The following is a 26669-nucleotide window of genomic DNA, read 5'->3' as shown; positions in this document are numbered from 1 at the left end:
AATCCGGGGCTTTGGCGCGAACCTTTCTTCAACATGGCCCTGCTATATCGGCGTCCATGGAGTCCTGGCCTGCCTTGCCTGTCGTCGTCGCAGTCGCAACCTCGCTGCTCGCCGTGCTCAGCGGCGTCGCGGCTCTCTGGCTGCTGCGCGAGCGGGGACGCGTCGTGCGCCAGGCCGCGGCGATCGCCGGCGATGTCGAGCGCCTGAACGACCGGCTCTGGGAACTGGCCGATAGCGAGGAGCGCTATCGCAGCCTGATCGAGGCGCAGGGCGATCTGATCGTCCGGCGCAGCGAAGGCCGGATCGTCTATGCCAATGCCGCCTATGCGGCGCTGCTCGGCCTCGACGAGAGTGCGGCCATCGGCAGCTTGCATCGGCCACAGGTCCGCATCACCCGGCCGGCCCAGGCCTTGGCGGACGGTGTCCGCATCTTCGACGAGTGCATCGAAACCGAGGCTGGCGAACGCTGGATCTCCTGGGTCGAGACCGTCGTTCCGGTCGCGGCGGGGCAGGCCGTGCTGCAGCGCGTCGGTCGCGACATCAGCGCCCGCATCGCCGGCGAGCGCGCGCTTGAGGAGGCGCGCAGCCGGGCGGAGGAGGCGAGTGCCGCCAAGTCACGCTTCCTCGCTACGGTCAGCCACGAATTCCGAACCCCGCTCAACGGCATTCTCGGCATGGCCGACCTGCTCGGCGACACCAGGCTCGAGCCGGAGCAGGCGACCTATGTCCGGGCGCTGCGCACTTCGGGCGAGGCGCTGCTCGGCCTGGTCGACGGTATTCTCGACTTCGCCAAGGTCGAGGCCGGAAAGCTCGAACTGGCGGACGATCCTTTCGATCTTGCTCTGCTGATCGAGGACGTGACCGAACTGATGGCGCCGCGCGCCCAGGCCAAGGGCATCGAGGTCTCGGCCCTGCTCGCCGCCGACCTGCCGCAGTTCATCCGCGGCGACGCCGAGCGCCTGCGCCAGATCCTGCTCAATCTCGTCGGCAATGCCGTGAAGTTCACCGAACGCGGCGGAGTCGGCATCCGGGCGGAGCGCAATGGCGAGGCGATCCTCGTCGCGGTCGCCGATACCGGCCCCGGCATTCCCGCCGAGCGTCTCGAGAGCATTTTCGAGGAATTTGAACAGGTCGAATCCGCGGGCGTGCCGACGACGGGCGGGACAGGGCTCGGGCTCGCCATTGCGCGCCGGCTGGCAGCGGCGATGGGCGGCACGATTCAGGTTGAAAGCACGTTGGGGCAGGGCGCGACCTTCAGGCTGAGCCTGCCGCTTCGTGCGGTTGCAGGGGCAGCCCCTGCAGCCGAAGGGCCGGACTGGCGCGGCAAGCGTCTGCTGGTCGCCTCCGGAGCCCCCTTCAGCGCCGGCCATCTCGCCGAGCTGGCCCGGCGTCACGGCGCCACCGTCATCCTCGCTGCCGATCGGCAGGCCGCGCTCGCCCGACTGAAAGAGGACGCCGCGCTGACGGCGGTACTGGTCGACCGGGCATTGCCCGGCGGCGATGTCGAGGTACTGGCCGAGGTGGCAAGGCAAGCAGGCGTCGCCGAGATCGTCATCATGCTGTCGCCGGCCGAGCGCCGCGGCTACGGCTCGCCCTTCACGGCAGGGTTCACCGGCTTCCTGGTCAAGCCGGTCCGTGCCCGCTCGCTGCAGGAGCGCCTCGGGGCGACACGGCGCCCGCCGGAGACCGCGGCCACGGCCAACCGTGTGGCGACGCCGGAGGTCGCAAACGGGCTACAGGTGCTGGTTGCCGAGGACAATGAGATCAACGCGCTGCTGGTGACGCGGACGCTGGAGCATTTCGGCTGCGTGCCGACCTGGGCGCGTGATGGTAGTGAGGCGATTCGCCTGGCCGAGGCAGCCCTTGCCGGGCAGCGGCCGGCCTTCGATCTCGCCTTGCTCGACATCCGGATGCCGGTCCTCGACGGCATCGCCGTGGCCCGTCGCATCCGCGCGGCGGAACGTGCGCGGGGGGCTGCCCGCCTGCCGATCCTGGCGGTGACCGCGAATACCTCCGACGAGGATCGGCGCGCGGCACTCGCGGGCGGCATGGATGATTGTCTGGCTAAGCCGCTTTCGCGCGACGCTCTGCGCGCCTGGGTGGAAAAGCTTGCCGGGGCCGCAAAGACGTCCGCGCGTTCCGCCTGAGGCCATCGACCGCGCCGGGCGATGTCGCAAAGGGGGTCGCCATCGCGTTGCCGATCGGCTATCTCTTGGTCATATCTCTGTCGTAGTTCTGTCGCGATCCCGTTAGACGTTCGGCGCAGTGGTGTCATGCGCCTAGCCGAGGCCTCACAGGGATAAGACCGCAAATGGCGTTCGACGTTCTCCTAGGTCTCCGCCAGCCGGCAAAGCAGAAGCCGGGAGCCTTGCCGCAGCGTGGCAGATTCTCGCCTTTCGGGCTGATGGCAGGTGCCAGGCAGCGCAGTGTCTTTTCCTATCCAGGCCCCGATGCGCTGTCGGGGACTCTCGGCCGTTCGGGCTCGCTTGAGGTCCGTCTGGCGCGCGGCCCGCGCGAGATCTGGCGGGCGCAGCGCCTGCGCTACCGCGTCTTCTACCAGGAGATGTCGGCGAAGCCCGATGTCGTCTCGCGCATGTTCCGGCGCGATGCCGACCGGTTCGATGCCTCCTGCGACCATCTCTTGGTCATAGATCACGCCGCGCGGGGCCGCTTCGGCGGCATAAAGCCCAAGGTCGTCGGCACCTACCGGTTGATGCGCGAGCAGGCGGCCTGGCGGCTCGGCGGCTTCTACAGCCAGTCGGAATTCGACATCGAGCCGATGATCGCGCGCCATCCCGAGTTGCGCTTCCTCGAGCTCGGCCGTTCCTGCGTGCTCAAGCCCTACCGCACCAAGAAGACGGTGGAGTTGCTCTGGCACGGCATCTGGGCCTATGTCCGCCACCATCGCATCGACGCCATGTTCGGCTGCGCCAGCTTTGACGGCGTCGACCCCGATACGCTGGCGCTGCCGCTCTCCTTCCTGCACCATCACGCCACCGCTCAGGGCGAATGGCGCGTCGTCGCCAAGCCGGAGCGTTATGTGGCGATGGACCGCCTGCCTGCCGGCATGGTCGACGCCAAGGCTGCGCTGAAGAGCCTGCCGCCGCTGGTGAAGGGCTATCTGCGCCTCGGCGCCCGCTTCGGCGCCGGCGCCGTGATCGACCGCCAGTTCGGCACGACCGACGTGCTGGTGATCGTGCCGGTTGCCTCGATCGACCAGCGCTATCTCGATTATCTCGACGGCGAGGCCGGGCGCTACGCCGCCTGAGGCGATTCTATTCACCGTTCGCCGCGAGGTCGCGCAGCGCCTGGCGGTACTCCGGATAACGGAAGCTGTAGCCGAGTTCGCGTTTCACCAGCGCGTTCGAGACCCGCTTGTTCTCGCCATAGAAGCTTGCCGCCATTGGCGAGAGCTTGGCCGGATCGAAGGGCGTTTCCGGCGGTGGCGCCAGCCCGGCGAGTTCGGCAGCGAAGCTGATCACGTCCTGCGGCGGCGCCGGCTCGTCGTCGGTGACGTTGTAGATCGCGCCGGGCTGCGGCTTGCCGAGCGAGGCCAGCAGCACCCCGGCGATGTCGTCGACATGGATGCGGTTGAAGACCTGGCCGGGCTTGATCAGCCGGTTTGCGGTGCCGGCGCGCAATTTGGTGATGGCGTTGCGGCTCGGCCCATAGATGCCGGAGAGCCGGAAGATCTGCACCGGCTTGCCGCTGCGCTCGCCCAGAGAGAGCCAATCGCGCTCGATGTCGAGGCGCTGGCGCGAGCGCCGGCTGGTCGGCCGCGCTTCGGCAGTCTCGTCGATCCAGGCGCCACCATGGTCGCCATAGACGCCGATCGTCGAGAGATAGCCGATCCAGCGCAGATTGGGGGCCGCCGCGAGCCTGTCGGCCAACGTCCGCAGTACGGGGTCGCCCTCCTCGTCGGGCTGGACCGAGACGAGCACGGCATCGGCTTCCGCGAGCGCGGCGGCCAGCGGCGAGGACACCGCGAAGCCACCGAAGACGAGCGTGCGCAGGCCGTCGCGGCTGAGGCTCGCTGCCTTCTCGGCCGACCGCACCGTGCCGGTGACCTCCCAGCCTTGCGCCAGCGCGGCGCGCGCGAAGAAGCCGGCGGAATAGCCGAGGCCGAGGATGACGAGCTTCATGCAGGTTCCAGCTTTCTGAGATCGGGACTTGCCCATTCGGCCCGGACATCGGCATCGGGCTCGCAGGCGAGCCTGCCCGGCGCGAGTGCCGCTGCCCGCTCCGGGGCGAGGCGCAGCAGCGCCCAGGCCGCCATCGCCCGCACCAGCGGCGAGGGGTCGTCGATGAGCGCCTCGGCGCTCGCCGCCAGCGCCGGCTCGCCGCTGTTGCCGATCGCGATCAGCACGTTGCGGATGAAGCGGTCGCGGCCGGTCCGCTTCACCGGCGTGCCGGCAAAGCGCTTCCGGAAGGTGGCATCGTCCAGCATGGCGAGTTCGGCGAGCGGCAGAGCGTCGAGCTCATCCCTGAGCGCGAGGCGGGTTTCCTGTGCCGCCTGAGCGAACTTGTTCCATGGGCAGACTGCGAGGCAATCGTCGCAGCCGAAGATGCGGTTGCCGATGCCTTCGCGGAATTCGGTCGCGATATGCCCCTGATGCTCGATCGTCAGATAGGCGATGCAACGCCGCGCATCGAGCTGGTAGGGGGCGGGGAAGGCCGCGGTCGGGCAGATGTCGAGGCAGCGTGTGCAGGAGCCACAATGGTCGCGCTCGGGCGCGTCGGGCGGCAGTTCGGCGGTGGTGTAGATCGCTCCCAGGAAGAGCCAGGAGCCGTGTGTGCGCGAGACCAGCACGGTGTGTTTGCCCTGCCAGCCGAGCCCCGCGGCTTCCGCCAGCGGCTTCTCCATCACCGGCGCGGTGTCGACGAAGACCTTGACGTCGACCTCGCCGCGCGCCGCGAGCACGCCGGCAACGCTCTTCAGCTTGCCCTTGATGACGTCGTGATAGTCGCGCCGACGGGCATAGAGCGAGATCGCGCCGCGGTCGCGCTGTCCCAGCACTGCGAGCGGATCGCCTTCACCGGCATAGCTCATGCCGAGCATCACGACGGAGCGGGCCTCGGGCCAGAGCACGCCCGGCGCGGCCCGCTCGGCGGTGCGTTCGGTCATCCAGGCCATGTCGCCATGGTTGCCGGCGTCGAGCCAGCCGGCGAGGCGCGCCGGCGCCTGCGGGATCGAATCGACGGAGGCGACGCGCACCGCCGAAAAGCCCTCGCTTTCCGCCCGGGCCAGCACGATGGCCTTGAGCTTCTCGCCGCTCAGAAGTCCAGGTCGTCGTAATGGGCTGCCGGCGCCATGCCCGGAATCCGGTCGCTGAGCAGCGGCCGGAAGCTCGGTCTGGACTTGATCATGGCGTACCATGCGCGGGCGGCCTCATCCTCTTCCCAGGGCACGTCGCCGAGATAGTCGACGCAGGAGAGATGCGCCGCGGCGGCGAGATCGGCATAGCTCAGAACCGAGCCTGCGAGCCAGTTCCGCTTTGCCGTCAGCCAGGCGATATAGCGCAGATGATAGCGGACATTTCCGCGGGCGGCACGGATCGCGCTCATTTCCGGCGGGCCGCCGCCCTCGTCGCGGCTCATGAAGCGCTTCATCACCTTCTCCAGCACGAGCGGAGCGGTGATTTCCTCGTTGAACTTGATGTTGAACCAGTCGAGCAGCCGGCGCACCTCGATGCGCTCGCCGGGTCCCTCCGGCAGCAGGCGGCGCTCGCCGAGGGCTAGTCCGCGCGTTTCGTCGAGATATTCGGCGATCGGCCCGGCACCGGGGATGACGAGCCCGCTATCCTCGCGCAGTACCGGCGTCGTGCCGGCCGGATTGAGCTCGAGGAACTCGCGACGGCGCTCCCATATCCGCTCCTCGACCATTGCGGCATCAAGGCCGAACTCGCCCAGCACCAGCCGGACGAAGCGCGAATGGGGACAGAGCGGATAATGATGAAGCGTGGCCATCGGTTGCTTGAAACGGAGAATTGGGCTGGAAATGCGACCTGAAGCGCGGTCGCGGGCCTTGCGGAGGCAAAATCCGTATAGGCTCGGCTGCGGTGGCTAACAACCCGGCTATCGGCTATGCGGCGGAATCGGCGCTTTTCCTTCGCCAATTGGTAACCAATTCGCAAAGAGCCTGCGCCATAGCTTTAACGCCCGCGGCGCCGCATGGTTGCGCCGCGCCTGCCGGCTGAGAAGGACCTTCCGATGAGTGACCTGTTGGTGGCCGCCATCCTCGGCGTCGTCGAGGGGCTGACCGAATTTCTGCCGGTCTCCTCGACCGGGCACCTGCTCCTGCTCGGCCATTTCCTCGGCTTCGAATCCAAGGGCAAATCCTTCGAGATCCTGGTCCAGCTCGGCGCGATCCTGGCGATCCTCTTGGTCTATTTCCGCCGCCTGCTCGACATCGCCCTGCGCCTGCGCACCGACCCGGCGGCGCGCCGCTTCGTGCTCGGCGTGCTCGTCGCGTTCCTGCCGGCGGCGGTGATCGGCGCGCTCGCCCATGGCTTCATCAAGGGCGTGCTGTTCAACCCCTTCCTGGTCTGCACCACCTTGATCGCCGGCGGGCTGGTCCTGCTCGTCGTCGACGAGCTGGAGCTCGAGGTGAAGCATCATGACGCCACCGCCTTCCCGCTGGCGATGTATTTCAAGATCGGCCTGATCCAGTGCCTCGCCATGATCCCGGGCGTCTCGCGCTCGGGCTCGACCATTGTCGGGGCGATGCTGCTCGGGGCGGACAAGCGCGCCGCGGCGGAATTCTCCTTCTTCCTGGCCATGCCGACCATGGCCGGCGCCTTCACCTACGATCTGATGAAGAACTACAAGGAGCTCACCGCCAGCGACACGCTGCTGATCGGCATCGGCTTCGTCACTGCCTTCATCTCGGCGCTGATCGTTGTCCGCTCCTTCCTCGATTTCGTCTCGAAGCGCGGCTTCACGCCCTTCGCCTGGTGGCGGATCGTCGTCGGCTCGGCCGGGCTCGCCGGGCTCTGGGTCTTCGGCTGAGGCAGGTCACGCTGGGGCCGGCACGGGGCCGCGCCAGGTCCCGAGCAGCATTTCCAGGAAACGCTCGGCCGCCGGTGCCAGCCTGACGCCGCGCCGCCTGACCACACCGATTGTGCGCGAGATCTCGGGATCGCGGATCGCCCGCGTCGCGATGGTCGGGTGATCCTGGCCGGGTGTCGCCAGCCGCGGCAGCACCGAGATGCCGAGCCCGGCCTCGACCAGGCCAAGCGAGGTCGAGAGGTGCGTGACCTCGAACGACCAGTCGAGCCTGACCCCGACCTTCACCAGGGCTGAATCCAGGATGGCGCGATTGCCGCTCGCCCGGCTGACCGTGACCAGCGGATGGCCCTCGAGATCGGCCCAGGCCAGCGCAGGCCGGTCGGCGAGTGCATGGTCGCGTCGGCAGGCCAGCACGAACGGGTCCTCCAGCAACGGCTCGAAGGTGAGTTCGGCATCGGAGCCGCCGAGCAGATTGATACCGAATTCGACCTCGCCGCGCGCCACCGCCTCGAGCCCGTCATTCGCCGAGAGATCGAGGATCCGGAAGCGGATGTTGGGGTATTGCTCGCTGAAGCGCGCGATCACCGAGGGCAGGAAGTAGAAGGCCGCGGTGGGGATGCAGGCCAGCGCGATCTGCCCGGCGCGTCGGCTGCCGAGATCGCGCATCGCGAAGATCGAGCTGTCGAATTCGTCGAGCATGCGACGGACCAGCGGCAGCATCTCGCGCCCCACCATGGTCAGCGCCACGCGTCGCGTCGTCCGCTCGAGCAGGGCGGCGCCGACCGCCGCTTCGAGCCGCTGGATCCGCCGGCTCAGCGCCGGTTGCGACATGTTCAGGGCTTCGGCCGCCCGGTGGAAGCCGCCGAGCTCGACCACGGCGACGAAGGCGCGCAGGTCCAGTGCTTCGAAATTGATGCTCATAACGTATCAATAGCGCCGATCTCTGCATTTCACAGCGGTTATCGGATTTGGGATGACAGAGGCATCGCAATTGCCGGGGCTCGCCCTTGTCCGCTCCCTTCCAGCTTCAGCACGCCAAGCCCCTGCGCATCCCCTGCGTGCTGATGCGCGGCGGCACCTCGCGCGGCCCGTTCTTCCTCGCAGCGGATCTGCCGGCGGAGCCGGCGGCTCGCGCTGGCGTCCTGCTCGCGGTGATGGGCTCGCCGCATATGCTGCAGCTCGACGGGCTCGGCGGCGGCAATTCGCTGACCAGCAAGGTTGCGATCGTCAGTCGCTCGGCCCGGGCCGATGCCGATGTCGATTATCTCTTCGCTCAGGTCGCGGTCGACCGCGCACTGGTGGATCTCGGTCCGAACTGCGGCAACATGCTGGCCGCCGTCGGCCCCTTCGCGATCGAGGCCGGGCTCGTCCCTGCCCGGGAAGGCGAGACGCCGGTACGCGTCTACAACAGCAATACCGGAGCGCTGGTCGAGGCTCTGGTCAGCACCCCCGGTGGCATCGTCGAATATGACGGTACGACCGCCATCGACGGCGTCGCCGGCACGGCGGCCGCGGTGAAGCTCAACTTCCTGCGCGCCGTCGGTTCCAAGACCGGCGCGCTCCTGCCGAGCGGCAAGGTCCGTGAGACCATCGACGGCGTCCCGGTCACCCTGGTCGACTACGCTACGCCGATGCTGTTGCTGCGGGCCATCGACTTCGGTCTTGCGGGCGACGAGACGCCGGCCGAACTCGATGCCGATGACTATCTGCTGGCGCGTCTCGAAACGATCCGCCGCGAGGCCGGCCGGCGCATGGGCCTCGGCGATGTCGCCGGCCATGTCCTGCCCAAGATCGGGCTGCTTTCGCCCGCCCGCGACAGCGGCAGCCTGACATCGCGCTATTTCACGCCGGACCGCTGCCATCGCAGCCACGCTGTGACCGGAGCGCTCTGCATCGCCGCGGCGAGCAGGCTCGCCGGCAGCGTCGCCCAGGAGGTGCTTTCGCCGCATCCGGGTTCGCTCGTCACGATCGAGCATCCGAGCGGCACCATCCAGGTCGATCTCGCGCTGGACGAAGCCGGCGAGATCGTGCGTGCGAGCCTCATTCGGACCGCGCGCCGCATCTTCGAAGGAAACGTAATCGTCCCCGCCAACGCGATGTTCGCGCTTGCAGAGAGGGCGGAAACGGGAGGAAATCGCAGCCATGACCACGACGCGCCGTCAATTCTGTACCTTAATGGCGAGCCTCGCGGCCGGCACCTGCCTGTCTGAGGCCGCGGCCGCGCAGGCGGTCTTCCCCGAGCGGCCGATGCGGCTGCTCGTGCCCTATGCCGCCGGCGGAGGCACCGATGCGATCGCGCGGCTCGTCGCCCAGGGCGTCGGCGAGCGGCTCGGCCAGTCGCTGGTCGTCGAGAACAACGGCTCGGCGGGCGGCAATCTCGCGACGGCGCAGGCGGCCTCGTCCCCGGCCGATGGCTACACGGTGCTGATGGCCAATCAGGGGCCGATGGTGGTCAACCCGCATCTGTTCAAGAACGTCCGGGTCGATCCCTTGTCCGCCTTCGACCCGCTGACCCTGATCTCGGCCGCGCCGCTGGTGGTCGTGGTCGCGGCTGGCTCGCCGCACAAGTCGCTGGCCGAGCTCGTCGGCCAGGCGCAGAAGAACCCGGGCAAGCTGACCTATGGCTCTGCCGGCAACGGCTCGGCCAGTCATCTTGCCACCGTGCTCTTGGCCCAGACGGCGCAGTTCAACGCGGTGCATGTGCCTTATCGCGGCGCAGGTCCTGCCTTGACCGATCTGCTCGCCGGCAATTCCGATTTCATGGTCACCACCGTCCCTTCGGTGCTCGGCCTGATCGAGGGCGGCAAGGTCAGGGCGCTGGCGGTGACCGGCAGGGCCCGGGCCAAGCTCTTCCCCGAAGTGCCTTCGGTGGCCGAGAGCGGGTGGCCGAACTACGAGGCGACCGCCTGGTATGGCTTCGTCGTGCCGAAGGGGACGCCGAAGGAGGTCGCTGCCAGGCTGCGGAACGCGACCGTCGAGACGATCAACAGCGCGCTGATCCGCGAGCGCCTGCAGAACGAAGGCGCCGAGCCGATCGGCAATGCGCCCGAGGAGTTCGCGACGATGATGGAGGCGGAATCGCGTCGCTGGGCCGGGATCATCCGCGAGGCCCGTCTCGCGATCAATTGAGGCTTCAGGCGATCCGCTTGTCCGCGGAGTCGCAGAGATCGGAGACGATGCAGCTTTCGCAGGCCGGGCGCAGGGCCTTGCAGGTATAGCGCCCGTGCAGGATCAGCCAGTGATGGGCATGCCGGCCAAACTCGGGCGGAATCGCCTTCTCCAGGCCGAGCTCGACCTGCAGCACGTTCTTGCCCGGCGCGATGCGCAGGCGGTTGGCGACGCGGAAGACATGGGTGTCGACCGCGTGGGTGATCTCGCCGAAGGCGATGTTGAGCACGACGTTGGCGGTCTTGCGGCCGACGCCCGGCAGGCTCTCCAGCGCCTCGCGCGTGGTCGGCACGGCGCTGCCGAATTCGGCGATCAGCTTCTCGCAGAGCGCGATGACGTTCTTCGCCTTGGTGCGGTAGAGCCCGATCGTCTTGACCAGCTCGCGCACCTGGTCCTCGCCGAGCGCCAGCATTTTCTCGGGCGTGTCCGCGAGTTCGAACAGCCGCTTCGTCGCCTTGTTGACCCCGGCATCGGTCGCCTGCGCCGAGAGCAGGACCGCGACCAGCAACGTGAAGGCGTTGACATAATCGAGCTCGCCTTTCGGCTCCGGCCTTGCCGTGCGGAAGCGCGTGAAGATCTCGCGGATTTCGGCGGCGCTGCGGGGCTTCGGATTCGTGATCCGCTTGCGCGCCGGCGTGCGCTGCTGGCCCCTGTTCGCTTCGCTCATGGCGGCGTTATAATCGCAGGATGAGCTTGAGCAAGCCCGATCCCGAGAGCGCGGCTGCGGCCTTCGGCGCCGTGGCGGAGCGGCCTGTCTTCGACGCGACGATCACGCCGCATCGCTCGCTCGGCCAAAGCGGGTTCCGGCTCGTGATGACCCTGGTCTGCCTGACCAGCATCGTCGCGTCGGTGCCTTTCGTCCTGCTGGGCGCCTGGCCCGTCGCCGGCTTCTTCGGCCTCGATATCCTGGCACTGTTCATCGCCTTCAAGGTCAATTTCAACACCGCGCGCGCCTTCGAGCGCATCGTGGTGACGCCCCTCGAAATCGTGCTGCGCCAGGTCTCCCATCGCGGCAAGGAAGCAGTCTGGCGCTCCAATCCGGCCTGGACGAAGCTGGAGCGCGAACATGACGAGGATTACGGGCTGATGCGCCTGGCGCTCGTCTCGCGCGGCCGCAAGGTTGCGCTCGCCGCGGCCCTGTCGCCGCAGGAGCGCGAAGGCTTCGCTTCGGCACTCTCGGCCGCCCTGACGAAAGCCCGGCGCGGGCCCGATTACGAACCCGTCTGACGCGCATGGCGGCGACGATCATCCCGTTGATCGCGCTCGGGGTGATCGTCTTCGTGCTGGTGGCAGCCATTCGCGCCAATCGTGGTCCCCGCGGAAAGCTGCCGCCGCAGGACGGCGGGGAGGCCTCGCGCCGTGCCTATGCGCTCAAATTGCGCGATCGGCTCGATCATTCCCTGTTCGGGCCGGTGCTGGCCGGGGAGGTCTGGGACAGGGTGATGCAGCACCCGGTCGAACGCGGCCTGATCCATGAGTTCCATCGCGATTTCTGCGGCCATGGCCTGATTCGAACGCAGGCCGGGATCAAGCTTTGCGATATCCTCGACGGTCATCATGCCGGAAATGCGATCGCCGAGTGGACCGCTAAGGAGGATTTCGCCGCCTTCTTCGCCGAGCAGTCGGATTATAGCTGCAGCGGCTGGGACGAGACCTCGCCGGTTTTCGCCACCAATGACGAATGGCAGCGCAACAACCAGCGCCTGACCCGCGAGAAGCTGCGGCGTTTCGTTTCTGGCCCGATCCTCGCCTGAGGCGTCAGCGCCGCTGCGCCAGCCAGACCGTATGGCCGCCGCAGGCCGCATCCTCGACGACATGGTCGACGACGGCAAAGCCGTTCTCGTCGAGCAGGCGCCGGTATTCCTCCGGGGCGAGGCTGGCATGGTAGAGCGGCTCGCCCTCGAAAGTACCAACCGCCTCGCCATGGCCGGGCCCGCTGGTGAAGAGCAGGGCGGCGCCCTCGGCCGCATGCTCACGGAAGCGCGGGAACATCAGGCGCTGGTCGGCCTGGCGAAGATGGAAGAAGCTGTCCCAGGCGATCAGCCCGTCGAAGCGCCTGCCGAGCGCGAGACTGCGCATGTCGGCGACCTGCCAGGAGTGCTGCGGAAAGCGTTCGCGACAGAGCCCGATCAGCGGTTCGGAGGAATCGACGCCGGTCACCGCGCAGCCGCGCTCGATAAGGTGCCGCGCAATCGGCTCGCCCATGCCGCAGCCGATGTCGAGAACGGAAGGCGCCGCCGGCAGCAGCGACAGGAAACGGTCGAGCCAGCGTGCCTCCATCAGCTTGCGGCCGCGCTGCCGGTCATAGGCGGTGGCATGACGCTGATAGAGCGCGATGATGGCGTCGGCGGAATCGGTCATCCCTGGAATTCTAAGCGCGCCGCGCAGAGAAGACGAGCTTGTCAGCTTTCGGGTGGGAGACGCATGCTGACAGGACTAGCTTCGCGACCATGAGATCAGATCGCGAGGACAGAACGATGAACGCTCACCCCGGCTTCCGAACTGCGATGAAACCGATCAACCTTTCCAATGCCGTGCTCGCCCGCGCAGCCGAGGCGATCCCCTCGGAGGCTGATTTCCCGGCGGCCGCGCCCGGCTCCGACTACGACACGGTGCGCCGCATCCTCGCCTACATCACCAACAACTGGCGTCAGCAGCCGACGATCGAGGCGATCGCGGAAGCCGCCGGCGCGACCCCGACCGACGTCCATCACCTGTTCCGGCGCTGGTGCGGGCTGACGCCGAAGGCTTTCCTGCAGGCGATCACGCTCGACAACGCCAAGGGGCTGCTGGCCTCCTCCGCCAGCATCCTCGACACCAGCTACGAGGTCGGCCTCTCCGGCCCCGGCCGGCTGCACGACCTCTTCGTCAGTCATGAGGCGATGTCGCCGGGCGAATGGAAGACCGGCGGCGAGGGGCTTCGGCTCTCCTACGGCTTCCATGCCTCGCCCTTCGGCGAGGCGCTGATCGTGGTCACCGAGCGCGGCCTTGCCGGGCTTGGCTGGGTCTCGAACGGCCAGGATGGCGGCAAGGTCGTGGGCGGCCGGGCCGAGGCGCTGGCCGACATGATGCGGCGCTGGCCGCATGCCGATTACCGCTTCGATCCGCAGGCGACCAAGCCCTATGCCGGGCGCATCTTCGAGCCGGAGCGCTGGTCGCCGCAGACGCCGCTGCGCGTCGTCCTGATCGGCACCGACTTCGAGGTCCGTGTCTGGGAGACGCTGCTGAAGATCCCGGTCGGCTGCGCCACCACCTATGGCGATGTCGCAGGCCATATCGGCAAGCCCTCGGCGGCCCGAGCCGTCGGTGCAGCGGTCGGCAAGAACCCGATCTCCTTCGTCGTGCCCTGCCATCGCGTGATCGGCAAGTCCGGCGCACTTACCGGCTACCATTGGGGGCTGACGCGCAAGCGCGCCATCCTCGGCTGGGAAGCGGGGCAGCTCTCGGGCGGCCAAGCCGCCTGAGGGCGGAGGCGCTACTGCGAGACCGGGGCGGGCGGCGTGGCGGCCGGTGCGCGCCTCGCCGTCGCCGGGCGAGCAGGCTTGGCCGCTTCCGGCTTGGGCTCGGGCAGGCCGAGCCGCGCGCGGATCGAGGCGGCGCGCGCCTCGGTGATGCGGGCGCCACAGAAGCTGTGGCTGCCCTCGCTCTGGAAGTCGCGGCAGATCTGGGCGCGCTCGGAGGAGAAGGCGGCCTGCTCGCGGGCGATGCTGCGCTGCTCCGGCAGTTCGGCTTTGGCCGACAGCGCCCTGTAGCCTTCGCGCACGGCGTTCTCGGCCTTGCCGCGCTCGGCCTCGATCTCCTTGGCCCGCGCCACGAGCGTGCGCGCATCGGGACCCCAGACGCCGCGCGGGTCGATCCGGCACTGAGCCGCCTCGATCACGCAGGGCTCGGCCGGCTCGACCACGAGGAAGCCGCCTTCCAGCACATCGAACACGATCGGGCAGGCCGAGGCCTCGAGCTTGTAGCGCGGCAGGCCGGCGGGCTTGCCGAGCGACGTCAGCGGCACCGGGGTCTCGCCGAAGGAGATGGCGCAGGGCTCGACCAGGTTCTGGGCCTGGAAGCCTTCCGCACGCAGTTTCAGCCCGAAGCCGGTCGCGGTCTTCTCCAGCGTCGCCTCGCCGGCACCGCCATTGCGCCGCACCGTCTTGCCGAGCAGCGAATCCTCGCCGGGAATCCTGATCGCCGGCATGGTGCGCGGCCGGGGGGCTGAAGGAGCGGCCGAGGCCGGCGCCGATTGTTGCGTGCCGGGCGCATTGAAGGGTTGCGCGCCGGGCAGTTGCAGCGGCTGCGCCATTGCCGTGCAGCCGAGCCAGGCCAGCGCGGCGCCGGTGGCGACGAGGCGGCTTGCAGCGGGGCGGCAGGTCGGCGTCACGGCTGTTCCTTCTCCGGCGAAAGGTGGTCTTTCTGCATGGAATGGTGAGGCTCTGCGCGCAAGGGCGCGGGAGCAACACCATGCGTTAATCATGCGGAGCCCCGAATACTGTGCGGGCTACGCTGGGACTTGCTTCTTAATCCGGCTTCGCGCCTTGCAAGGGGGGCGGCACCCTCCCTATATACGCCGCGAAGCGGTGGTTTTCGCCACTGCCGGAACCGGAATGCCATGGCTCCCAAGCTCTTGGCGGATTCCCGGTTCGCTTTGTTGAACCGGCGGACGGTGGCCGGGCCGGGGCATCAGCCCTCGGATCCGGAAACGCCTGCCAGACGTGGATATCCCGCATTCGTTCGCCGCAGAAGGTGGGGACGGGGCGGGACCATGGGCCGGAGGGCCGCGTCACGGCGCGGCGTTCCGGCGATCTGCTAAATCGAAAGGGATCCCTTCCATGGGTAAAGTTATCGGTATCGACCTCGGCACGACCAATTCCTGCGTTGCAGTGATGGAAGGCTCGACGCCCAAGGTCATCGAGAATTCGGAGGGCGCGCGCACCACGCCTTCCATCGTCGCCATCACGGATGACGGCGAGCGTCTTGTCGGCCAGCCGGCCAAGCGCCAGGCCGTCACCAATCCGGAGCGCACCTTCTTCGCCATCAAGCGCCTGATCGGGCGCACCTTCGACGATCCGATGACCAAGAAGGACATCGATCTCGTCCCCTACAAGATCAAGAAGGCCCCCTCGGGCGACGCCTGGGTCGAGGCTGACGGCAAGGACTACTCGCCCTCGCAGATCTCCGCCTTCACGCTGACGAAGATGAAGGAGACCGCGGAGGCCTATCTCGGCCAGCCGGTCACGCAGGCGGTCATCACCGTTCCCGCCTACTTCAACGACGCCCAGCGTCAGGCCACCAAGGATGCCGGCCGCATCGCCGGCCTCGAGGTGCTGCGCATCATCAACGAGCCGACCGCGGCCGCGCTCGCCTACGGCCTCGACAAGAAGTCCTCGGGCACCATCGCGGTCTATGACCTCGGCGGCGGCACCTTCGACGTCTCGATCCTCGAGATCGGCGACGGCGTCTTCGAGGTGAAGTCGACCAATGGCGACACCTTCCTCGGCGGCGAGGACTTCGACATGCGCCTGGTCGAGTACCTGGCGGACGAGTTCAAGCGCGAGCAGGGCATCGACCTGAAGAAGGACAAGCTCGCCCTGCAGCGCCTGAAGGAGGCTGCGGAGAAGGCCAAGATCGAGCTCTCGACCACGGCCCAGACCGAGATCAACCTGCCCTACATCACGGCCGATGCCTCGGGTCCGAAGCACCTCGCCATCAAGCTCTCGCGCGCCAAGTTCGAGAGCCTGGTCGACGATCTCGTGCAGCGCACCATCGAGCCCTGCCGCAAGGCCCTCAAGGATGCCGGCCTCACCGCCGGTGACATCGACGAGGTCGTCCTGGTCGGCGGCATGACCCGCATGCCGAAGGTCCAGGAAGTCGTGAAGCAGTTCTTCGGCAAGGAGCCCCACAAGGGCGTCAACCCGGACGAGGTCGTCGCCATCGGCGCCGCGGTCCAGGCCGGCGTGCTGCAGGGCGACGTCAAGGACGTGCTGCTGCTCGACGTGACCCCGCTTTCGCTCGGCATCGAGACGCTGGGCGGCGTGTTCACGCGCCTGATTGACCGCAACACCACGATCCCGACCAAGAAGAGCCAGGTCTTCTCCACTGCCGAGGACAATCAGCAGGCGGTGACGATCCGGGTCTTCCAGGGCGAGCGCGAAATGGCGGCCGACAACAAGATGCTCGGCCAGTTCGACCTGATGGGCATTCCGCCGTCCCCGCGCGGCATGCCGCAGATCGAGGTGACCTTCGACATCGACGCCAACGGCATCGTCTCGGTCACCGCCAAGGACAAGGCGACAAGCAAGGAGCAGCAGATCCGCATCCAGGCTTCCGGCGGTCTGTCCGAGGCCGAGATCCAGAAGATGGTGAAGGATGCCGAGTCCAACGCCGCCGAGGACAAGAAGCGCCGCGAGCTGGTTGAGGCCAAGAACCAGGCCGAGAGCCTCGTGCACTCGACCGAGAAGTCGCTGAAGGATTATGGCGACAAGGTTTCGGCGGCCGACAAGACCGCGATCGAGACCGCGCTCGACGCGCTGAAGACGGCGCTGGCCGGTGAGGACGCCGAGGCGATCGCCTCGCGCACCACCGACCTGATGCAGGCTTCGATGAAGCTTGGCGAGGCGATGTACGCCGCCAGCCAGGCCGAGGCCGGTGCCGCCGAAGGCGCTGCCGACGACGCCGACGCCAAGAAGGACGACGTCATCGACGCCGACTTCAAGGACGTCAGCGACGACAAGGGCGACAAGAAGAAGAGCGCCTGAGCGCGTTCGCCATCCTGAGGAATGTGATGGCCGGGCTTGACCCGGCCATTGCATTCGCGGAATGGCCCCTGAAGGAAAAGCTCGCCCTCCTGTGCGGTGACGCGCAGGAGGGCGAAAGGGCGGCTGTTTGATGTCCAAGCGCGACTATTACGAAATTCTCGGCGTGCAGAAGACCGCGAGCGATGCGGAGCTGAAAAGCGCCTTTCGCAAGCTCGCCATGCAGTGCCACCCCGACCGGCACCCCGGCGACAAGGCGGCTGAGACCAAGTTCAAGGAATTGAACGAGGCCTATCAGGTTCTTTCCGACGGGCAGAAGCGCGGCGCCTATGACCGCTATGGCCATCAGGCCTTCGAGCAGGGCGGCGGTGGCGGCCCGGCCGACATGTCCGATTTCATGTCGGACATCTTCGAATCCTTCTTCGGCGAAGGGCGCGGCCGCGGCGGCCCGCGCGGCGCCAACGCCCGCGAACGCGGCGCCGACCTACGCTACAATCTCGAGATCGGCCTTGAAGAGGCCTATGCCGGCAAGAACGCGACCATTCGCGTGCCGACTTCCGTGGTCTGCGAGGTCTGCTCCGGTACCGGCGCCAAGACCGGCTCGAAGTCGCGGCAATGCCCGACCTGCGGTGGTCATGGCCGGGTCCGCGCCAATCAGGGCTTCTTCTCGGTCGAACGCACCTGCCCGACCTGCGGCGGTCGCGGCGAGGTCATCGACGATCCCTGCAATGGCTGCCATGGCTCCGGCCGTGTCACCCGCGAGCGCACGCTTTCGGTCAACATCCCGGCCGGTGTCGAGGACGGCACGCGCATCCGCCTCGCCGGCGAAGGGGAGGCCGGCCTGCGCGGCGGTCCTGCGGGCGACCTCTACATCTTCCTCTCGATCAAGCCGCACGCGATCTTCCAGCGCGACGGCGCCGATCTGTTCTGCCGCGTGCCGATCGGCCTGACCTCGGCGGCGCTTGGCGGCGAGATCGAGGTGCCGACGCTGAACGGCGAGAAAGCCAGGGTAAAGATTCCCGAGGGAACGCAGACCGGCAAACAGTTCCGCCTGAAGGGCAAGGGCATGAGCGTGCTGCGCTCGCGTGATTCCGGCGACCTCTACATCCAGGTCCTGGTCGAGACGCCGCAGAAGCTCACCGCCCGCCAGCGCGAGCTTCTGCTCGAATTCGAGCGCGAGAGCTCCGGCGCGACCCATCCGGAAAGCGCCGGCTTCTTCGGCCGGGTCAAGGACTTCCTCGGCGGGCTCGGCGGCGCCGCCTGATCTCCGGAGAATTTGGTTCCGGAACGGAAAAGGGCGGGCCACCTTTCGGTGCCCGCCCTGTCGATCGGGACCGGACCTACGGTCAGGCCTTGTCGATCACTTTCTTGACCGCATCCTTGGCCTTGCCGACGGCCTGCTGGGCTTCGCCCTTGCGCTCCTGCGCAATGCCTTCGGCCTGCAGCCCGGGCTTGTTCAGCGCCTTGCCGGCGGCCTGCTTGACGTTGCCGGCGGCCTCGTTGGCCATGCCCTTGATCTTGTCGGCGGTGCTGCCCATGGGTCGTTTCCTCACTTGAACACGTGCCGCCGCAGCGGCGATGCCCAATGAACGGCCGGACGCGAGGAAGGTTCCCGGGACGCAACGACGCTTGCGCGCGCCGATGCGTCGGTTAAGAACCGGCGATCGCCCTCAGCGCTTCCGCCGTCGCCTGATCCGCCGGGAAGAAGGTCTCCAGCGCCAGTTCCGACAAGGTGACGTCGACCGGCGTGCCGAACACGGTCGTCGCCGAGATTAGCGACAGGACGCTGTCGCCGAAGCGCATCTGCAGCGGCACGACCACCGGCGGCTCGTTCTCCTCGCTGGCCTTCCCCCTGCGCGCGGGTGCTTCCGGCGTCGGATAGCTCAGCAGTTCCGTCAGCAGTTCGGCGAGTGTCGGGTCGGCCGTAGCGCGGATCTGCTGGCGCAGCCGGGCGATCAAATGGCCGCGCCATTCGGCGAAGTTGACGATCGCCGGTGCGAGGCCGCCGGGATGCAGGCTGAGCCTGAGCACATTGACCGGCGGCCGTAGCAACTCCGCTTCGATCACGCCTGCGAGCAGCGGCGCCACGGCGGCATTGGCGGCGAGCAGCGTCCAGTGCCGGTCGACCGCCAGCGCCGGATAGGGCTCGTGCCCCTTCAGCAGGAGATCGATCGCGCTGCGGGCCGCCTGCAGGCTGGGATCTTCGAGCGAGCGTTCGAGATAGACCGGCGCATAGCCGGCGGCGAGCAGGAGGGCATTGCGCTCGCGCAGGGGCACGCCGAGATTCTCGGCGAGATGCAGGACCATGTCCCGGCTCGGCGCCGAGCGGCCGCTTTCGATGAAGCTGAGATGCTTCTGGGAGATCTCGGCCTCGAGGGCGAGATCGAGCTGGCTGAGCCGGCGAAGCTGACGCCAGTCGCGGATGAGATGCCCGACCGTGGGCTGCTGGTGCTTGTTCATGTGAGGCAAGCTAGCGCCGGCCGGGCCGGCTTCCAATTACCTCCGGCTTAATCGACCGCCGCCCGGCTCGTCGGCAGCATGGCCTCCATCAGCAACGGCCCCGTTCGATACGGGCCCCAAAACCGGAGAACAGCCATGGCCTTCATCCAGCCCTCCAGCTTCCTGCGCAACGTCCTTGCCCTCGATGCCGCCGCCTGTGCCGCCACCGGCCTGCTGCTCAGCTTCGGTGCCGGAGCGCTTGCCGGCCTGCTCGGCTTCCCGGCTGAGTTCCTGCGTGGCGCCGGCCTCGTACTGCTGCCCTGCGCCGCGGCGCTCGCCTTCCTCGCCAGCCGGGTGCGCCTGCCGCGCCTTGCCGTCTACGCAGTGATCGGCATCAACATCCTCTGGGTCGCCGACAGTATCCTCATCCTGGTCGCGGGCTGGTTCCAGCCGACGGCGCTCGGTATCGCGTTCGTCCTGGCTCAGGCAGCGGTCGTCGCCGTCGTCACGGAGCTCGAGGTGATCGGGCTGAAGAAGTCGCTGGCCGAAGAGGTCCAGCCCGGTGCCGCCCGGCTCTGATGCCTGTGCTGCAGGGGCCCCGCCGTCGGCTTGACGCCGCGGCGGGGCGCCGTCGTTTCCGCTGTCACGAAACTGTCGTCTGCGCTGACTAGCCGGAAGGTCCGTTGCCTTTCCAGCCTTCGCGGAACAGGATCCGTGCCTTCCTCCGGCGAGACCCAGTTCTTCGCCTTCGGCAAGCTCGGAAAGTAGGCCTGCAAGACAGGGCCGGCGGGCTCCATCTCCAGCTGCACCAAGCGGCCTCGTCATCCCGGCGCTACGCGGGTTCGCTGCGGCGGGAATGACGGCTCGCCTTGCTGGAAGGAGCATCAGCCGACAGGCATCTTGCTGTCGCGACCGGCGCATGCGCTACTCCCACAAAAGCGGGAGAGTGGCGCATGACCCAAGGGGTTCTGTCACAGAGCAGCTCGCCGTCTCATGGTGAGCAGCATGGCTCCGTCCCTGCCCTGACGCTCGGCGCCCTCGGCGTCGTCTACGGCGATATCGGCACCAGCCCGCTCTATGCGCTCAAGGAGGCCGCCCGTGCCGCGAGCGCCGGCGGGACCTTGCAGCCGGCCGCGGTCGTAGGTTGCGTCTCGATGATCCTGTGGGCGTTGATCCTCGTCATCTCGCTCAAATATTCGCTGCTGATCATGCGCGCCGACAATCGCGGCGAAGGCGGCATCATGGCGATGCTGGCCCTGCTCAAGGCACGCCACGCCAAGCCGGGCTCGGCACGGGCCTATGTGCTGGTGGTGGGTCTCGTCGGCGCCGCGCTGCTCTATGGCGACGGCGCCATCACGCCGGCGATTTCCGTGCTGAGCGCGATCGAAGGCCTCAAGGTCGATGCACCGTTCCTGGCGCCGGCCATCGTTCCGCTGACCGCGATGATCCTGATCGGCGTCTTCCTCGTGCAGAGCAAGGGCACCGGCTTCATCGGCAAGCTGTTCGGGCCGATCATGCTGCTCTGGTTCATCGCTCTCGCGCTGCTTGGCATCCGGGGCATCCTGATGGCGCCGGACATCCTGGCTGCGATCAACCCGTTCAACGCGCTCTACTTCATCACCCACACCGCCCCGATCATCGGCTTCGCCGTGCTGGGCGCCACCTTCCTGGCCGTGACCGGCGGCGAGGCGATGTATGCGGATATGGGCCATTTCGGCCCGATGCCGATCCGCATCGCCTGGTTTGTCGTCGTGCTACCGGCGCTGATGCTCAATTATTTCGGTCAGGGCGGCCTGCTGCTGAGCCATCCCGAGGCGATCGCCAACCCGTTCTATCAGCTCGCCCCGGACTGGGCGCACTATCCCATGGTGTTCTTCGCGACGGCGGCCGCCGTCATCGCCTCGCAAGCGGTGATCACCGGCGCCTTCTCGCTGACCCGGCAGGCCGTGCAGCTCGGCCTCTTCCCCGCCATCCACATCCAGCATACGGCGGATGACCAGAAGGGGCAGATCTACATCCCGATCGTCAACTGGATGATCTGCCTGGCGACCCTCACCTCGGTCTTCATGTTTCGCTCCTCCGACGCGCTGGCCGGCGCCTATGGCATCGCCGTCTCGCTGCTGATGGCCATCACCACTGGGCTGGCGGCGCTGATCGCGCTGAAATGGGGCTACAACCCGATCCTCGTCGTGGCGGTCAACGGCTTCTTCCTGCTGATCGACCTCGCCTTCTTCTCGGCGAACCTGCCGAAACTGCACGAGGGCGGCTGGTACCCGCTGCTGTTGGCCCTGGTGCTGACGATGATCATGCTGACCTGGCGGCGTGGCCTCGCTTTGGTGGAGGCGGCGCGCGCGCGCCAGCGCGAGCCGGAGAAGGGGTTCCTGGACATGCTGGCGACGAATCCGCCGCTGCGACTGCCGGGGACGGCCGCCTTCCTGGCCTCGGCCGCGCGTGGGCTGCCGATCTCGTTGACGCATTTCGTCCGCCACAACCACGCTTTGCACGAACGCATTCTGCTGGTGACCGGCAAGCTCGAGGAGATTCCGCGCGTCTCCGATGAGAACCGGATCGAGCTGGTCGAGCTCGCGCCCAGCGTCACGCGCGTGATCATCCATTTCGGCTTCATGGAGACGCCACGCATCCCGGACGGTTTGCGCTGCGGCGTCGAGCGCGGCCTGCTGCCTGGCGTCGATCTCGCTGGGATGTCGTATTATATCGGCCGCGAGACGGTCATTCCGCGCGAGGAGATCGCGGGCATGGCGATGTGGCGCGAGGCGCTCTTCGCCTTCATGCAGCGCAACGCCGAGCGTTCCGCCGCGCATTTCCATATTCCGGCCAAGCAGGTCGTCGAGGTCGGGGTCGAGATCGAGATCTGATCGCCCTGCCGCGGCCTCTCCGGCCATAAAAGCGCCGGTCATCCCGGGCGACCGAAGGGAGACCCGGGATGACCAGCGTTTTTTAGTTGGGTGATATCAGAGGCCGAGCTTCTTCTTGCGCTGGCCGAGCGTGCGCAGGCGCAGCGCATTGAGCTTGATGAAGCCCGCGGCGTCGCGGTGGTCGTAGGCGACGGCGCCTTCCTCGAAGGTGACGAGGTCCTGGTCGTAGAGCGAATACGGGCTCGAACGGCCGATGACGTGGACCCCCCCCTTGTAGAGCTTCAGGCGCACCTGGCCGGTGACGAACTCCTGGCTCTTGTCGATCAGCACCTGCAGCATCTCGCGCTCCGGCGAGAACCAGAAGCCGTTATAGATCAGCTCGGCATATTGCGGCATGAGCTGGTCCTTGAGATGGGCGGCGCCGCGGTCGAGCGTGATCGACTCGATGGCGCGGTGCGCCGAGAGCAGGATCGTGCCGCCGGGCGTCTCGTACATGCCGCGGCTCTTCATGCCGACGAAGCGGTTCTCGACCAGATCGAGCCGGCCGATGCCGTTGTCGCGGCCGAGCTCGTTGAGCTTGGCCAGCAGCGTCGCCGGCGAGAGCTTCTGGCCGTCGATCGCGACCGCATCGCCCTGCTCGAAGTCGATGGTGATCACGGTTGGCTTGTCCGGCGCGTCCTCCGGCGAGATCGTGCGCGAGTAGACATAGTCCGGCACTTCGACGGCCGGATCCTCCAGCACCTTACCCTCGGAGGAGGCGTGCAGCAGGTTGGCATCGACCGAGAACGGCGCCTCGCCGCGCTTGTCCTTGGCGATCGGGATCTGGTGCTGCTCGGCGAAGGCGATCAGCTGCTCGCGCGAGCGCAGGTCCCATTCGCGCCAGGGCGCGATCACATGCACGTCGGGCTTCAGCGCATAGGCGGTCAGCTCGAAACGGACCTGGTCGTTGCCCTTGCCGGTGGCGCCGTGCGAGACGGCGTCGGCGCCGACCTTTTCGGCGATCTCGATCAGCTTCTTGCCGATCAGCGGCCGCGCGATCGAGGTTCCCAGCAGATAGACGCCCTCATAGGCGGCATTGGCGCGGAACATCGGGAAGACGTAGTCGCGCACGAATTCCTCGCGCAGGTCCTCGATGAAGATGTTCTCGGGCTTGATGCCGAGCAGCAGCGCCTTGTCGCGCGCCGGGCCGAGCTCTTCGCCCTGGCCGAGATCGGCGGTGAAGGTGACGACCTCGCAGTTGTAGGTGGTCTGCAGCCATTTCAGGATGATCGAGGTGTCGAGGCCCCCGGAATAGGCGAGCACGACCTTGTTCACGCGCTTGTCGGCCATAGGCTGATCTTCCTGCTGCGGCTGCATGAGCCCCGCTCATGCCTGAGAGACGGATGCGGTTCTGACGGCCGCATTTCGGACGTAAGGGCGCACTATCGCAGGGCTAAGGGCGACGCAATCGGAACCTTCTGATCGATGCGGCGTCTTCCGGTGATGGATCGTCGCAAGGGCGCCTGAACCGGGCAGCGTACAGCCGGCCTGGGGGCCAGGCCGGCGGATCATGTTATGGATGTGGCGGGACCCGACTTCGTTCCGCCGGGGGGGCTGATGACGAAACGTCCTGTTCTGGATTTCTGGTATGAGTTCGCCTCGACCTATTCCTGCCTGACTGCCCTGCGAATCGAGGCTGCCGCCGAGGCGGCGGGGGTCGATCTGCGCTGGCGCCCCTTTCTTCTCGCTCCGATCTTCGCCGCGCAGGGCTGGACCAGCTCGCCCTTCAATCTCTACCCCAACAAGGGACGCTATATGTGGCGCGACGTGGCGCGCCGCGCCGGCCGCTCCGGGCTGGCCATCGTACGTCCCGAAATCTTCCCGCAGAACTCGCTGATCGCCGCGCGCCTCGCGCTCGCCGGCCGCGAGGCCGGCTGGATGCCTGGCTTCACCAAGGCACTGTTCCGGGCCCAGTTTTGCGAAGGCCGCAACATTGCGGAGGAGGCGGTGTTGACCACGGCCCTGCGCGAGGCCGGCGCCGATGCCTCGGCCGCTTTCCCGCTTTCGCGCAGCGAGGAGGTCAAGGGCCGGCTCAAGGCCGAGACCGAGCTCGCAAAATCGCTCGGCATCTTCGGCGCGCCGACCTTCGTCACCGGCGATGGCGAATTGTTCTGGGGCGACGACCGGCTCGAGGAAGCGCTCGACTGGGCCCGCGACGGGCGCTGAGCGCGCCCGTGCGCTATCCTTCGCTCAGGGATAGGTCTGCCAGGGCAACTGGAAATGCGGCCCGTCCTTGAAGCTGCGCCAATCGCCGCCCCATTCCAGCGGAACGCCGACGGCTTGAGCCGCCATCTTCATCGCCACGGCGAGGCGCTCGTATAGCGGCCAGTCCCATCGCACCTGTCCGCCGACGACAGCGGCAAGATCCACCGCGCAGCTCATTCGAGATTGATTATTCTCAGGTATGTGGCGGGATCTCAGGGTCTGGGCCGCGCCCTTGGCGACGAGCTGCCGCTGCCGTTCCAGGGTGCGTACGCCTTCGGTGACGATGAAGGAGACGGCGGTCAGCTCCGCCGCTTTCCGAACCACCTTCTCCAGGTCGGGATGAACGCCGACCAGATTTTTCTCGGACCTCTCATTGAGTTTCATGGGCGCCTCGTGGGTTAGCGAGCGCCCTTATCAATGCGTGTAATTTTTACTGTACGCAACTTAAGATTGTATAAAGCAATCCGAGCTACCCGCGGTCGAAGCTGCGCCGTCAGAGCGGGGTGGCGACTTGAGGATTGCAGTGTCAGCCCGGGGGCTTGCGGCCCCACGGCCCATGCGAGGCCGAGGTCTCGGCGATCTCGGGCAGAGGCTGGCGCTCGGCGACCTTGGGCGGGCCGAGCGGCGCTTCGAGCGGCATCCGCCCGCCGGCCGTCTGCACCAGCGCCTGCACCCGCTTGGTCACCGAGGGATGGGTCGAGAACAGATCGGCGAAATCGTCCGGGTCGTTCTCGAAGCACATGTCCATCACGCCCGAGGGCACGCCCTCGATATCGGCGCGGCCGGAGATCTTGAGCAGGGCCGAGATCATCGCGTCGGGGTTCTTGGTGAGCTCGACCGCGCCGGCATCGGCGAGATATTCGCGCGCCCGCGACAGCGACAGCCGGACCACGATGGCCAGGAACCAGGAGATCGCGATCACGGCGATGCCGATCAGGATCGCGATGCCGTTGCCCTTCTTGTCGTCTGAGGACGAGGAATAGCGGATGCTGCGCCGTGTGAGGCCACGGAACATCACCTCGCCGACGAAGGAGATCACGCCGGCGATGACGATCGCGATCACCATCAGCCGGACGTCGCCATTGCGGATATGGGTGAGCTCATGCGCGATCACCGCTTCGAGCTCGGCGTCGTTGAGCTGCTCGATCAGCCCGGTGGTCAGCGTCACCGTGAACTGCTTGTCGTTGACGCCGCTGGCGAAGGCGTTGAGGGCGTCGCTCTGGATGATCGCGAGCTTCGGCGTCACCATGCCGCGCGAGATGCAGAGATTCTCCAGCATCCGGTAGAGCTTGGGGTTCTCCTCGCGGCTGATCCCCTTGGCGCCGGAGACTGCGCCGATGAGCGCGACATTGATCCTGAAGCCGATGAAGATCCAGGCGACCGTGGCGAGCGTGATCACCGGCAGCCAGGACAGGAAGGTTCGTCCGGCCTCGCTGAAGGCGCTGCGGCCACGGGGCACGCCGCCATAGCCGTAGGCGACCAGCAACAGGCCCCAGACGGTCAGGTAGACCAGCAGGAACAGCCCGACGAGCAGGAAATTCGACCTGATCCGGTTGTTGCGCTGGTGGGTATAGAGCCCGAAAGCTTCCCCCGGCATCGCAGCGGCTCCGCGCTCGCGCGGCGTGTCAGAACTTTACGGTTGGCGCGACTTCGATCTGCGCCCGCGTCTCTTCGCCGACATCGAAGAACTCGCGCGGGGTGAAGCCCATCTGCGGCGCGAAGAACACCGCCGGGAAGGCCTGGATCGCGGCATTGAACTCGCCGACCGCATTGTTGAAGAAGCGCCGCGCCGCCGCCAGCTTGTCCTCGACATTGCCGAGGTCCTGCTGGAGCTGCTGGAAATTGGCGCTCGCCTTGAGGTCGGGATAGGCCTCGCCGAGCGCGAGCAGCCGGCCGACGGCGCCGGTCAGCTGCTGTTCGGCGACGGCCTGATCGTGCGGGCCGGTCGCGGCCTGGGCCTGGTTGCGCGCCTTGATCACCGCGTCGAAGGTTTCCTTCTCGTGGCTGGCATAGCCCTTCACCGTCTCGACCAGATTGGGGATCAGGTCGTGCCGCTGCTTCAGCTGCACGTCGATGTCGGCGAAGGCCTGGTTGACGCGCTGCCGCATCGCCACGAGGCCGTTATAGGTCATGATCAGATAGACCACGACGACGACGATCAGTCCCAGGACGGCCCAACCCATGGCGTTCT

26 protein-coding genes are annotated in these 26669 nt (G+C 67.4%); 13 read left to right on the top strand and 13 right to left on the bottom strand.

Features of this window, described 5'->3' with window-relative positions; genetic code table 11:
• Positions 1 to 74 precede the first annotated feature (74 nt).
• Positions 75 to 2147, top strand: a complete 2073-nt coding sequence (locus AC1REK_RS24040; protein ID WP_492269668.1) for an ATP-binding protein — start codon at positions 75 to 77, stop codon at positions 2145 to 2147.
• A gap of 164 nt (positions 2148 to 2311) precedes the next feature.
• The gene (olsB, locus tag AC1REK_RS24035) at positions 2312 to 3268 is read left to right on the top strand and encodes a l-ornithine N(alpha)-acyltransferase (protein WP_066467484.1); all 957 of its coding nucleotides are present in this window, start codon (positions 2312 to 2314) and stop codon (positions 3266 to 3268) included.
• 7 nt (positions 3269 to 3275) lie between these two features.
• Here the strand turns inward: olsB and AC1REK_RS24030 are convergent, their stop codons facing one another.
• From AC1REK_RS24030 to AC1REK_RS24020, 3 genes are read right to left on the bottom strand one after another with little or no spacing between them, the layout of a single operon-like run.
• Entirely contained in the window at positions 3276 to 4142 is an 867-nt protein-coding gene (locus AC1REK_RS24030) for an SDR family oxidoreductase (protein WP_492269669.1), read from the bottom strand.
• The gene (queG, locus tag AC1REK_RS24025) at positions 4139 to 5377 is read right to left on the bottom strand and encodes a tRNA epoxyqueuosine(34) reductase QueG (protein WP_492269670.1); all 1239 of its coding nucleotides are present in this window, start codon (positions 5375 to 5377) and stop codon (positions 4139 to 4141) included. Before queG ends, AC1REK_RS24030 begins: the two co-directional genes overlap by 4 nt.
• The gene (locus AC1REK_RS24020; protein WP_316016288.1) at positions 5275 to 5967 is read right to left on the bottom strand and encodes a glutathione S-transferase family protein; all 693 of its coding nucleotides are present in this window, start codon (positions 5965 to 5967) and stop codon (positions 5275 to 5277) included. Before AC1REK_RS24020 ends, queG begins: the two co-directional genes overlap by 103 nt.
• 243 nt (positions 5968 to 6210) lie before the next feature.
• On the opposite strand from AC1REK_RS24020, the gene AC1REK_RS24015 reads away from it, so the two are divergent.
• Positions 6211 to 7008 (top strand): undecaprenyl-diphosphate phosphatase, encoded by a 798-nt coding sequence (locus AC1REK_RS24015; protein ID WP_316016287.1) that lies wholly within the window; start codon positions 6211 to 6213, stop codon positions 7006 to 7008.
• Positions 7009 to 7014: 6 nt separating this feature from the next.
• Here AC1REK_RS24015 and AC1REK_RS24010 read toward each other — a convergent pair whose 3' ends face one another.
• A complete protein-coding gene (locus AC1REK_RS24010; RefSeq protein WP_327520478.1) occupies positions 7015 to 7929 on the bottom strand; it encodes a LysR family transcriptional regulator in 915 nt (304 codons plus the stop codon).
• An 86-nt stretch (positions 7930 to 8015) separates the two neighbouring features.
• On the opposite strand from AC1REK_RS24010, the gene AC1REK_RS24005 reads away from it, so the two are divergent.
• Entirely contained in the window at positions 8016 to 9218 is a 1203-nt protein-coding gene (locus AC1REK_RS24005) for a 4-oxalomesaconate tautomerase (protein ID WP_492269671.1), read from the top strand.
• A complete protein-coding gene (locus AC1REK_RS24000; RefSeq protein WP_492269672.1) occupies positions 9184 to 10137 on the top strand; it encodes a Bug family tripartite tricarboxylate transporter substrate binding protein in 954 nt (317 codons plus the stop codon). The genes AC1REK_RS24005 and AC1REK_RS24000 overlap by 35 nt, the downstream gene beginning before the upstream one ends.
• 4 nt (positions 10138 to 10141) lie before the next feature.
• Here the strand turns inward: AC1REK_RS24000 and nth are convergent, their stop codons facing one another.
• Positions 10142 to 10843 carry an endonuclease III gene (gene nth / locus AC1REK_RS23995; protein WP_492269673.1) on the bottom strand — a complete coding sequence of 234 codons (702 nt, stop codon included), beginning with the start codon at positions 10841 to 10843 and terminating at the stop codon, positions 10142 to 10144.
• A 20-nt stretch (positions 10844 to 10863) separates the two neighbouring features.
• On the opposite strand from nth, the gene AC1REK_RS23990 reads away from it, so the two are divergent.
• Together AC1REK_RS23990 and AC1REK_RS23985 are read left to right on the top strand one after the other, a co-directional pair.
• Positions 10864 to 11403 (top strand): DUF2244 domain-containing protein, encoded by a 540-nt coding sequence (locus tag AC1REK_RS23990; RefSeq protein ID WP_492269674.1) that lies wholly within the window; start codon positions 10864 to 10866, stop codon positions 11401 to 11403.
• A gap of 5 nt (positions 11404 to 11408) precedes the next feature.
• Positions 11409 to 11930 carry a hypothetical protein gene (locus AC1REK_RS23985; RefSeq protein WP_492269675.1) on the top strand — a complete coding sequence of 174 codons (522 nt, stop codon included), beginning with the start codon at positions 11409 to 11411 and terminating at the stop codon, positions 11928 to 11930.
• A 4-nt stretch (positions 11931 to 11934) separates the two neighbouring features.
• Here the strand turns inward: AC1REK_RS23985 and AC1REK_RS23980 are convergent, their stop codons facing one another.
• Entirely contained in the window at positions 11935 to 12537 is a 603-nt protein-coding gene (locus AC1REK_RS23980) for a class I SAM-dependent DNA methyltransferase (RefSeq protein ID WP_492269676.1), read from the bottom strand.
• Between the two features lie 116 nt (positions 12538 to 12653).
• On the opposite strand from AC1REK_RS23980, the gene AC1REK_RS23975 reads away from it, so the two are divergent.
• The gene (locus tag AC1REK_RS23975; RefSeq protein ID WP_492269677.1) at positions 12654 to 13640 is read left to right on the top strand and encodes a methylated-DNA--[protein]-cysteine S-methyltransferase; all 987 of its coding nucleotides are present in this window, start codon (positions 12654 to 12656) and stop codon (positions 13638 to 13640) included.
• Between the two features lie 11 nt (positions 13641 to 13651).
• On the opposite strand, the gene AC1REK_RS23970 is transcribed toward AC1REK_RS23975, so the two are convergent.
• Positions 13652 to 14548: a hypothetical protein gene (locus AC1REK_RS23970; protein ID WP_327520486.1), complete on the bottom strand. Its 897-nt coding sequence runs from the start codon at positions 14546 to 14548 to the stop codon at positions 13652 to 13654.
• Positions 14549 to 14996: 448 nt separating this feature from the next.
• On the opposite strand from AC1REK_RS23970, the gene dnaK reads away from it, so the two are divergent.
• Together dnaK and dnaJ are read left to right on the top strand one after the other, a co-directional pair.
• Positions 14997 to 16922, top strand: coding sequence for a molecular chaperone DnaK (dnaK, locus tag AC1REK_RS23965; protein WP_327520487.1), 1926 nt, complete (start codon positions 14997 to 14999; stop codon positions 16920 to 16922).
• Positions 16923 to 17052: 130 nt separating this feature from the next.
• Entirely contained in the window at positions 17053 to 18183 is a 1131-nt protein-coding gene (dnaJ, locus tag AC1REK_RS23960) for a molecular chaperone DnaJ (RefSeq protein WP_327520488.1), read from the top strand.
• Positions 18184 to 18265: 82 nt separating this feature from the next.
• Here the strand turns inward: dnaJ and AC1REK_RS23955 are convergent, their stop codons facing one another.
• Together AC1REK_RS23955 and AC1REK_RS23950 are read right to left on the bottom strand one after the other, a co-directional pair.
• Positions 18266 to 18457 (bottom strand): CsbD family protein, encoded by a 192-nt coding sequence (locus tag AC1REK_RS23955; protein ID WP_038118553.1) that lies wholly within the window; start codon positions 18455 to 18457, stop codon positions 18266 to 18268.
• A gap of 112 nt (positions 18458 to 18569) precedes the next feature.
• A complete protein-coding gene (locus tag AC1REK_RS23950) occupies positions 18570 to 19379 on the bottom strand; it encodes a helix-turn-helix domain-containing protein (protein WP_492269678.1) in 810 nt (269 codons plus the stop codon).
• Between the two features lie 135 nt (positions 19380 to 19514).
• On the opposite strand from AC1REK_RS23950, the gene AC1REK_RS23945 reads away from it, so the two are divergent.
• The gene (locus tag AC1REK_RS23945) at positions 19515 to 19937 is read left to right on the top strand and encodes a hypothetical protein (RefSeq protein ID WP_492269679.1); all 423 of its coding nucleotides are present in this window, start codon (positions 19515 to 19517) and stop codon (positions 19935 to 19937) included.
• Between the two features lie 443 nt (positions 19938 to 20380).
• A complete protein-coding gene (locus AC1REK_RS23940; protein WP_492269829.1) occupies positions 20381 to 22234 on the top strand; it encodes a potassium transporter Kup in 1854 nt (617 codons plus the stop codon).
• 96 nt (positions 22235 to 22330) lie between these two features.
• Here AC1REK_RS23940 and AC1REK_RS23935 read toward each other — a convergent pair whose 3' ends face one another.
• On the bottom strand, positions 22331 to 23563 hold the full coding sequence (locus AC1REK_RS23935) for an argininosuccinate synthase (protein WP_492269680.1): 1233 nt from the start codon (positions 23561 to 23563) through the stop codon (positions 22331 to 22333).
• Between the two features lie 267 nt (positions 23564 to 23830).
• Between AC1REK_RS23935 and AC1REK_RS23930 the strand changes: the two genes are divergently transcribed.
• Positions 23831 to 24439: a 2-hydroxychromene-2-carboxylate isomerase gene (locus tag AC1REK_RS23930; protein WP_327520494.1), complete on the top strand. Its 609-nt coding sequence runs from the start codon at positions 23831 to 23833 to the stop codon at positions 24437 to 24439.
• Between the two features lie 24 nt (positions 24440 to 24463).
• On the opposite strand, the gene AC1REK_RS23925 is transcribed toward AC1REK_RS23930, so the two are convergent.
• The 3 genes from AC1REK_RS23925 to AC1REK_RS23915 all read right to left on the bottom strand — a co-directional run bounded on the left by AC1REK_RS23925 (position 24464) and on the right by AC1REK_RS23915 (position 26661).
• On the bottom strand, positions 24464 to 24862 hold the full coding sequence (locus AC1REK_RS23925; protein WP_492269681.1) for a M15 family metallopeptidase: 399 nt from the start codon (positions 24860 to 24862) through the stop codon (positions 24464 to 24466).
• 142 nt (positions 24863 to 25004) lie between these two features.
• Complete coding sequence (locus AC1REK_RS23920) at positions 25005 to 26075, bottom strand: M48 family metallopeptidase (RefSeq protein ID WP_492269682.1); 1071 nt, start codon at positions 26073 to 26075, stop codon at positions 25005 to 25007.
• A 28-nt stretch (positions 26076 to 26103) separates the two neighbouring features.
• Positions 26104 to 26661, bottom strand: coding sequence for a LemA family protein (locus AC1REK_RS23915; RefSeq protein ID WP_316016269.1), 558 nt, complete (start codon positions 26659 to 26661; stop codon positions 26104 to 26106).
• Positions 26662 to 26669 lie beyond the last annotated feature (8 nt).

Source organism: Allobosea sp. GW823-FHT02B03, from assembly GCF_058797755.1.
Note: the sequence above shows the minus strand (reverse complement) of the source record. Positions and strands in the feature narration are given on the sequence as shown.

Excerpts from the sequence above, each read along its gene's own strand:
- olsB (WP_066467484.1), top strand. The coding sequence starts at position 2,312 with ATGGCGTTCGACGTTCTCCTAGGTCTCCGCCAGCCGGCAAAGCAGAAG.
- AC1REK_RS24030 (WP_492269669.1), bottom strand. The coding sequence starts at position 4,142 with ATGAAGCTCGTCATCCTCGGCCTCGGCTATTCCGCCGGCTTCTTCGCG.
- queG (WP_492269670.1), bottom strand. The coding sequence starts at position 5,377 with ATGGTACGCCATGATCAAGTCCAGACCGAGCTTCCGGCCGCTGCTCAG.
- AC1REK_RS24020 (WP_316016288.1), bottom strand. The coding sequence starts at position 5,967 with ATGGCCACGCTTCATCATTATCCGCTCTGTCCCCATTCGCGCTTCGTC.
- AC1REK_RS24015 (WP_316016287.1), top strand. The coding sequence starts at position 6,211 with ATGAGTGACCTGTTGGTGGCCGCCATCCTCGGCGTCGTCGAGGGGCTG.
- AC1REK_RS24010 (WP_327520478.1), bottom strand. The coding sequence starts at position 7,929 with ATGAGCATCAATTTCGAAGCACTGGACCTGCGCGCCTTCGTCGCCGTG.
- AC1REK_RS24000 (WP_492269672.1), top strand. The coding sequence starts at position 9,184 with ATGGCGAGCCTCGCGGCCGGCACCTGCCTGTCTGAGGCCGCGGCCGCG.
- nth (WP_492269673.1), bottom strand. The coding sequence starts at position 10,843 with ATGAGCGAAGCGAACAGGGGCCAGCAGCGCACGCCGGCGCGCAAGCGG.
- AC1REK_RS23990 (WP_492269674.1), top strand. The coding sequence starts at position 10,864 with ATGAGCTTGAGCAAGCCCGATCCCGAGAGCGCGGCTGCGGCCTTCGGC.
- AC1REK_RS23985 (WP_492269675.1), top strand. The coding sequence starts at position 11,409 with ATGGCGGCGACGATCATCCCGTTGATCGCGCTCGGGGTGATCGTCTTC.
- AC1REK_RS23980 (WP_492269676.1), bottom strand. The coding sequence starts at position 12,537 with ATGACCGATTCCGCCGACGCCATCATCGCGCTCTATCAGCGTCATGCC.
- AC1REK_RS23975 (WP_492269677.1), top strand. The coding sequence starts at position 12,654 with ATGAACGCTCACCCCGGCTTCCGAACTGCGATGAAACCGATCAACCTT.
- dnaK (WP_327520487.1), top strand. The coding sequence starts at position 14,997 with ATGGGTAAAGTTATCGGTATCGACCTCGGCACGACCAATTCCTGCGTT.
- dnaJ (WP_327520488.1), top strand. The coding sequence starts at position 17,053 with ATGTCCAAGCGCGACTATTACGAAATTCTCGGCGTGCAGAAGACCGCG.
- AC1REK_RS23955 (WP_038118553.1), bottom strand. The coding sequence starts at position 18,457 with ATGGGCAGCACCGCCGACAAGATCAAGGGCATGGCCAACGAGGCCGCC.
- AC1REK_RS23950 (WP_492269678.1), bottom strand. The coding sequence starts at position 19,379 with ATGAACAAGCACCAGCAGCCCACGGTCGGGCATCTCATCCGCGACTGG.
- AC1REK_RS23945 (WP_492269679.1), top strand. The coding sequence starts at position 19,515 with ATGGCCTTCATCCAGCCCTCCAGCTTCCTGCGCAACGTCCTTGCCCTC.
- AC1REK_RS23935 (WP_492269680.1), bottom strand. The coding sequence starts at position 23,563 with ATGGCCGACAAGCGCGTGAACAAGGTCGTGCTCGCCTATTCCGGGGGC.
- AC1REK_RS23930 (WP_327520494.1), top strand. The coding sequence starts at position 23,831 with ATGACGAAACGTCCTGTTCTGGATTTCTGGTATGAGTTCGCCTCGACC.
- AC1REK_RS23925 (WP_492269681.1), bottom strand. The coding sequence starts at position 24,862 with ATGAAACTCAATGAGAGGTCCGAGAAAAATCTGGTCGGCGTTCATCCC.
- AC1REK_RS23920 (WP_492269682.1), bottom strand. The coding sequence starts at position 26,075 with ATGCCGGGGGAAGCTTTCGGGCTCTATACCCACCAGCGCAACAACCGG.
- AC1REK_RS23915 (WP_316016269.1), bottom strand. The coding sequence starts at position 26,661 with ATGGGTTGGGCCGTCCTGGGACTGATCGTCGTCGTCGTGGTCTATCTG.